The organism is Pseudomonas sp. FSL R10-1339, from assembly GCF_009600545.1.
Taxonomy (GTDB): Bacteria; Pseudomonadota; Gammaproteobacteria; order Pseudomonadales; family Pseudomonadaceae; genus Aquipseudomonas; species Aquipseudomonas bubulae.
The window spans coordinates 1-441 of the sequence record NZ_WIVQ01000270.1 but is presented as its reverse complement, the minus strand read 5'-3'; the positions used below and the strand labels follow the sequence as shown (position 1 = coordinate 441).

Genomic DNA, 441 nt, shown 5'->3' with positions numbered 1-441 from the left:
TATCTACACACTGCGCTACCTGCGCGACCCGCAACTGGAGCGTAATGTTCACCGCTCGCAGAACCGCATTGAGTCCTATCACCAGCTACGCTCGACCATCGCCCAAGTCGGTGGGAAGAAGGAATTGACCGGCCGCACCGACATCGAAATCGAGATCAGCAACCAGTGCGCCAGGCTGATCGGCAACGCGATCATCTTCTACAACTCGGCGATCCTGTCCCTGCTGCTGACGAAGTACGAGGCAGCTGGCAATGCCAAGGCGCTGGCGTTGATCACGCAGATGCCGCCAGCGGCCTGGCGGCACATCCTGCTGAACGGGCATTACACCTTCCAGACTGACGGCAAGTTCATCGACCTGGATGCGCTCGTGGCGGGACTGGAGCTGGGCTGACGGAAATTTCTGGGATTCCGGCGTACAACCCCGTACTGCCCCTGCAAGGT

General features: G+C 59.9%; 1 protein-coding gene. It reads left to right on the top strand.

The features are described from left to right. On the top strand, positions 1–391 hold a 391-nt coding region (locus GHO03_RS24765), incomplete at its 5' end, for a Tn3 family transposase (protein ID WP_153400708.1). Positions 392–441: the final 50 nt, after the last annotated feature.